Genomic DNA, 6,243 nt, shown 5'->3' with positions numbered 1-6,243 from the left:
CAACGATAAGTCTTTCCGCTTTCTTTTTCATCTTGCCATATTTTGCCCGCCACCTTCTGACGGTGCTGTCTGTGATTTCATATTCCCTGACAAGTTCGCAAATTCTGACGACCCCTGACTCCAATTCCCGGACTTTTTCAATCTTAAAGGATTCACTGAAATTACGGACTCGACGCTGGGCTATGCTCATCTTAAACTGATTTCTATTCGCCATCTTTCTACTGATTTGGTTAAAATTTATCACGGTTTAACGGTCAGCGTATTTCAGGCACTATCAGGGGACAAAAAAACCGCTTGCCCCTATCCTAGGAGCAAGCGGTTTCATTATTTTAGGTTTAATGCGAAAAAGACTAAAGCCTATTCTTGTTCTTGGGGGATCAATTTGACCAACAAGCCGGTGCCTTCGGTGATGATATAAAGGTAGCCGTCTGGGCTTTGCGAAATTTGTCTGACACGGCCGAGGTCTTGGAATAATTTTTCCTCACCGACATATTTGGTGCCGTCAAGTTCGATCCTTGCCACGTGCATTTTGGCCAATGCGGTGACCATCAAATTGCCTTTCCAAGCGGGGTATTTGTCAGAAGTGACCAATTCCAAACCGCCGGTTGCGATGGAAGGGACCCAATACGTCACCGGTTGCTCCATTCCTTCTTTTTCGGTGATGTCCGAAATCGGTTTTCCATCATAATTGATGCCGTAGGTAATCACAGGCCAACCGTAATTCTTCCCTTTTTCAATCAGGTTCAGTTCATCACCGCCCATTGGGCCATGTTCCACTGCCCAAAGACGGTTGTTGGAAGCGTCATAGACCATTCCTTGTGGGTTTCTGTTGCCATACGTCCAGATGGATTTTACAGCACCGGGAGTATTTACAAATGGATTGTCCTCAGGGATACGGCCATCGTCGTGGATTCTGTGGATTTTTCCATGGGCATTGTTGAGTTCCTGTGCATTAACTGGTCTGGAACCTTTGTCTCCATTGGAATAGTAAAGATAGTTGTCCTTGTCAAAAACAATCCTGGAACCAAAATGTCTTCCACCTTCCCATTCTGGAAGATTGACCATCAGTTCTTCTTGGTTTGTCAATGCGTTGCCTTCCAATTTGGCTCTCATAATTGCCAATGCACCGCCTTTGCCTAGGTTCTTGGCATAAGCAAGGTAAATCCAACCATTGTTGGCATAATCAGGATGAAGGACAATGTCCAAAAGACCGGCTTGATTCACGGCATGCACCTCTGGAACACCTGTTAATTTCTCTCCGGTAAATTTGTCATCCTTGAAAATCAGGATCTCCCCTTTTCTTTCGGCAACCAGCATTCTGCCATCCGGAAGCCATGCCATGGCCCATGGATTTTCCAATTCAGTAAAAAGCGTATCCACTTTAACGGTCATTTTTTCGGTTTTCACCGCAAATGGATCCATTGGCGTGGGTTCGACTGTTGCCTCCTTTTCTGCACAGGATGCCAATCCAAAGAAAAGGCCACCCATCAGAATAAATGTAATATTTTTCATGTTTTTCATAGATTTCACATTGATTAACGCATAAATTTAATCAATTTAAATGGAAAATGCTTTTTGAGATTATATAAGTGGCGAATCAGTGCGCCCATTTGGCTTTTATAACCAAGTGGACATTCCTATCTTTAGAAAAATCAAATCAGGAAGAAAAATGAGCAATCAGATTTGGATAATGACCTCCGCTTTTGACCAATTGACCTTGGACGAAACAATCACCAAAGCCGGTGAAGCTGGCGTGCAGGGATTGGATGTCTGTGTTTTTCGAAAGGACGGTACCCGGGATGACTTTGTGGCCACGCACATGGATTATGGGAATTTTGGACCCGAACAAGCCAAGTCCATTCTCGACAAATTCAATGCGGCCAAACTCAGGCTGTCCATCGGCGCCTTTGACAACCTGATCGGAGGGGATCCAGAACAAAAAGTTAAAAACCAAAACCACCTCCTTCAATTGATCCGCATGGCACATTTGCTGGGAGGAGATGAAAATGGGGTGATGGTAGGGACTTTTGTGGGCTACAACCATGACTTGGGCATACAGGAAAATGGCTTCGAAAAAAATCTGGAAGAATACCAGCGGATCTTCAAACCCATTGTTGACTATGCCGAAGGATTGGGCGTCACCGTTTTGTATGAAAATTGCCCCATGGAAGGTTGGCGCTCCTCAGGCTATTCAAGCACCTTCAACAACCTGACGGGGGTTTTGGCAGCAAGGAAAATCATGTACGAACTCATTCCCAGCAAGGCGCATGGGGAAATCTATGATCCCTCCCATGATGTCTGGCAGCACACCGACCCGGTCGAGGTGATCAGAAATACAGACATGAGCCGCCTCAAAAGAATTCACGTCAAATCCACCCGCAATATTCCCGATCCTTTTTGGGGAAATATGTATCCGATGCAGCGCATAAAACCCGAATGGGCAGAAAAGGCCGGGATTCCCTTCAGTACCAATGAATGGGACAGGCACCATTACGAGGCCACATTGCCCGGATTCGGTTTGGGAGACCACATGGATTGGCGGGCTTTTGTGAAGGTCTTGAAGGAAAAGGGATTTTCTGGGCCTTTCGAAATTGAGAATGAAGCCAAGCTTTCCAAGCAAACAGGGAATATGGCGGCGATCATGCAGGGATGCAAGGCTGCCGTACAGAATTTGGCGCCACTGCTTTACCCTTTGAGGGAAGCGGGATATGTGTATCCGGTTGATGAAATCATGCCACTCAAGGATTTGGGAAGAAAGGACATTCCGGTGATGACGATGGAAGCACTCCGGTAGCTTTGAAACGGGCTTATAAAATCATGCCCAGCCAAACATAAATCAAAACGGTCACGGTGCACAATACCAATGACAAGGGTTTGGCAAATCTCCAGGGGGTCATCTCCAGAATGGGCGCAGCATTGTAGGCCACAAGATTTTTCCTTGGGTAATACTTGCTGATGCCCAGCATGACAGCCAAATTGAGCAGGAATTCAATCGCCCAGATATGGACAAAGTGAATTCCGGTGTCAAAAACAAAGGTGGTGATCAGGTAAAAAAGCAGTCCCGTGATCAAACCCAATTTTGCCCCTTCTGTAGAAACCCTAGGGATAAAAAAGCCCGCAATAAGGATGGAGGCGATCGGGATGAAAAAGATGCCGTTCAGTTGTTGCATCAATTGGTACAATCCGTCCGGGGCGTTTCCGACCATCGGGGCGATTAAGATGGAGAAAATGGCTAAAACCAGAGAACTTAGCCTGCCCACCCGAACGATTCCCCTGTCCGAACATTTGGGATCGATCAGTTTCTTGTAGATGTCCAGGCTGAAAATGGTGGCTGCAGAATTCAGCACGCTGTTGAATGTGCTCAAAATCGCCCCCAAAACCACTGCGGCAAAAAATCCCAGCAAACCCAAAGGCAGGATTTTCTTCAGAAGTATGGGGTAAATGAAATCCTGTTCTCCGTAATATTGATCGCTGAAATAATAATAGGCGATAATGCCGGGGAGCACAATGATCAAGGGGATCAATATTTTAAAAATCCCGGCATACAATAGTCCTTTCTGGGCTTCTGCCATGTTTTTTGCGCCAAAAGCCCTTTGGATGATGGTTTGGTTCATTCCCCAAAAATACAATTGGTTGATCATGAGCCCGGTGAAGATCACGCTGAAAGGCAATACGGAATCCTCTGCTCCGATGACATTGAATTTTTCGGGAGCATGCGCATATACTTTGGAAACCCCGCCCAAAATATTTCCTCCCCCGATATCCCAAAGCGCCAATATGGGAATCATCAATCCGCCTACAATCAAGCCTATCGCATTGACCGAATCGGAGAGCGCAACCGCCTTGAGTCCTCCGAAAATCGCATAAATGGACCCGATTACGCCAATGGTGACCACGGTGATCCACAATCCCTCCGGCCGACTGACCTGGAGCACCTCCGATACATTGAAGATGCTTTCCAAATTGATCGCTCCGGTGTAGAGTACGATAGGGAGCAGCGTGACCACAAAAGATGCCATCAGCAAAAAGGCAACGATGGTTCTGGTGGAACTGTCGTATCTTCTTTCCAGATATTGGGGAATGGTCGTCAGCCCCATTTTAAGGTAAATGGGCAGAAAATAAAGTGCTGCGATGACCAAGGCGATGGCACTTGTCACTTCCCAGGCAATGATGATCATGCCGTTTTTATAGGCGGACCCATTCATCCCGATCAGGTGCTCCGTGGAAATGTTGGTGAGAATCATGGATCCGGCGATCACGCCTCCGGTCAGGGATCTTGCCCCCAAGAAATAACCATCTTTCGAATGAAGGTCTTCTTTTCTCAATCGGTACCAGCAATAGACTGCAACAAAAAATGTAAAACCCACGAAGGTTGCAATGGTCAGCATAGGTGTCTTCAAAAAAGGGTTGATCACCTCCAAACCTTGGACATGGCTTGGAGGATGGATTTGGGTGTCAAAGAGGGGGTTTTAAAATGCCATTACGGAAGGCAGGTATTTTGAAACGAGATTTTCATAATAGGGGCGCAATGTTTTTGAATCCGGGGCCACGGGTACTTTGGAGTAAAGGTCATAAGGATTGAATTTCTCCACCCATTTGAACATTTCCCTGTCGTGGTCATTCATCAAATGTTCATAAGCGCCCTCTCGGTGTTGGGCATAAAATGAATGGTATCTGATCATGTACAAGGCAGGCTCGGGAAGGTAATCTTTCATCATTTGGTAGAGGTATTCATCATGTCCCCAAGACATTTTCACCTTGTCCAATCCGCAATTGGGTGCGTAGATACCGTATTTGGTATTGTATCTTTCGTCTTTGGAATCGGGATTGTTTTCAAAAAACTCCGGATAGACGATCTCCTCGGCATGTTTGCAGCCCACCGGAAAAGTATCGCCGACCACCGCCCATTGGGGTTCTCCAAAAAGGCACAACACTTTGCCCAGATCATGGATAAAACCTGTGAGCACAAACCAGTCGGGATGCCCATCGGCCCTGATGGCTTCTGATGTTTGGAGAAGATGCTGGAGTTGGTCCAAATTGATGTCTGGGTCAGAATCATCCACCAGGGTATTCAAATAGTCGATCGCCTCCCAAAAAGGAATTTCCTTCTTTTCGAATTTCAAGAATTCCGCTTCTTTTTGGCGCACAAAATCGTAGGTCTGGTATTGGTGGTTGAGCCTGTAAAACTCCCGTACTGTATCCACCCTTTCCGAATCGTGGTAATTCCGGTAATCCTCCTTTGCCTTTGCCTGCTCGCTTTTGGGTTCGGGATAGCGTGTCAACAGATCATTTTCCCAGTCCTCAATGCTTTCAAGAGGATTTACTTCCTTGTCTGTGAATTTGGATTTCATGATGGAAATGCGTTTAAGTCGGTTGAATTCTGCTCAAAAACACGCGAAAAAGAGCATTGATAGACTAATATTACAAATTAAATTTTTCTTGGTCAATGATTTTTGGAATAAAAATATTCCGCCAATATTTTGACGGTCAGCGGTTTTCACGCGGATTGTTTGCTGCTTTTGTTTCGATGGAAAAAATTGGATGGACCCTTTTTAAAAAATCTGAAAAGTACATTGATTTGGCAATTGCCATAAAAAAATCACTGCTCCTCTGCTTTCTCTGTTTTCCCCTTTGCCACCAATCCTTCTGTCAATTTATTCAAAGCATCCACTTTGTATTCAAAGTCCCCTTTCAGGGTTTCCCTGTAGCGGTTGATGTTTTCTACCAGTTCATTGATGTCTTCGGGGATGACTTCCTCCAGGAGTTGGCGGATGCGTTTGGCAGTGGTGGGGGATTTTCCGTTGGTGCTGATGGCGATCTTCACGTTTCCTTTGGTGACGATGCCGCCAAGATAGAAATCACACAATTCGGGGGTATCCGCGACATTGACCAGCAAAAACCTTTCCTTCGCATCGTCATGGATCTGTTTGTTGACTTCCCTGAAATTGGTCGCTGCGATCACCACGTGTTTGCCGCCCAGGAATTTTTCCTCATAGGGGCCTTCAATGAGCGTCACATGCTTGCTTGCCGCAGCCAAAGCCCTGAATTCTTCCGAAAATTCCTTTGACACCACGGTCACATGGGCATTGGGACTGCTTTTCAACAGGAAGGAAAGTTTTTCCAGTCCCACAAAACCCGCTCCTACCAAAAGCGTGTTGAGTTGGTTGACTTTCAGGAATATGGGATAGAGTTCATTCATGGAAGGTTTGGGCAATGTTCGCATTGCCCTTAAAATTTTACATT

The 6,243-nt window shown here is 45.9% G+C and carries 6 protein-coding genes; 1 reads left to right on the top strand and 5 read right to left on the bottom strand.

Translation table 11 applies throughout. The features are described from left to right. Both F824_RS0124415 and F824_RS0124410 read right to left on the bottom strand, forming a co-directional pair. Positions 1–214, bottom strand: a 214-nt coding sequence (locus F824_RS0124415) for a transposase (protein WP_019600572.1), incomplete at its 3' end; no start/stop codon positions are given. Between the two features lie 143 nt (positions 215–357). Further along, positions 358–1,521 carry a PQQ-dependent sugar dehydrogenase gene (locus F824_RS0124410; RefSeq protein ID WP_019600571.1) on the bottom strand — a complete coding sequence of 388 codons (1,164 nt, stop codon included), beginning with the start codon at positions 1,519–1,521 and terminating at the stop codon, positions 358–360. 148 nt (positions 1,522–1,669) lie between these two features. Here F824_RS0124410 and F824_RS0124405 point away from each other — a divergent pair, with 148 nt between their 5' ends. Beyond that, positions 1,670–2,794 (top strand): sugar phosphate isomerase/epimerase family protein, encoded by a 1,125-nt coding sequence (locus F824_RS0124405; RefSeq protein ID WP_026333911.1) that lies wholly within the window; start codon positions 1,670–1,672, stop codon positions 2,792–2,794. Positions 2,795–2,807: 13 nt separating this feature from the next. Here the strand turns inward: F824_RS0124405 and F824_RS0124400 are convergent, their stop codons facing one another. The 3 genes from F824_RS0124400 to F824_RS0124380 form a co-directional block, all read right to left on the bottom strand. Next, entirely contained in the window at positions 2,808–4,400 is a 1,593-nt protein-coding gene (locus tag F824_RS0124400; protein WP_456238873.1) for a solute:sodium symporter family transporter, read from the bottom strand. 69 nt (positions 4,401–4,469) lie between these two features. Next, entirely contained in the window at positions 4,470–5,351 is an 882-nt protein-coding gene (locus F824_RS0124395; RefSeq protein WP_019600568.1) for an inositol oxygenase family protein, read from the bottom strand. Between the two features lie 248 nt (positions 5,352–5,599). Next, on the bottom strand, positions 5,600–6,199 hold the full coding sequence (locus F824_RS0124380) for a precorrin-2 dehydrogenase/sirohydrochlorin ferrochelatase family protein (RefSeq protein ID WP_033405699.1): 600 nt from the start codon (positions 6,197–6,199) through the stop codon (positions 5,600–5,602). Positions 6,200–6,243: the final 44 nt, after the last annotated feature.

The sequence above is a fragment of the Rhodonellum psychrophilum GCM71 = DSM 17998 genome (assembly GCF_000381545.1).
Classification (GTDB): domain Bacteria; phylum Bacteroidota; class Bacteroidia; order Cytophagales; family Cyclobacteriaceae; genus Rhodonellum; species Rhodonellum psychrophilum.
The sequence above is the reverse complement of the archived record's forward strand: the minus strand, read 5'-3'. Positions and strand labels throughout refer to the sequence as shown.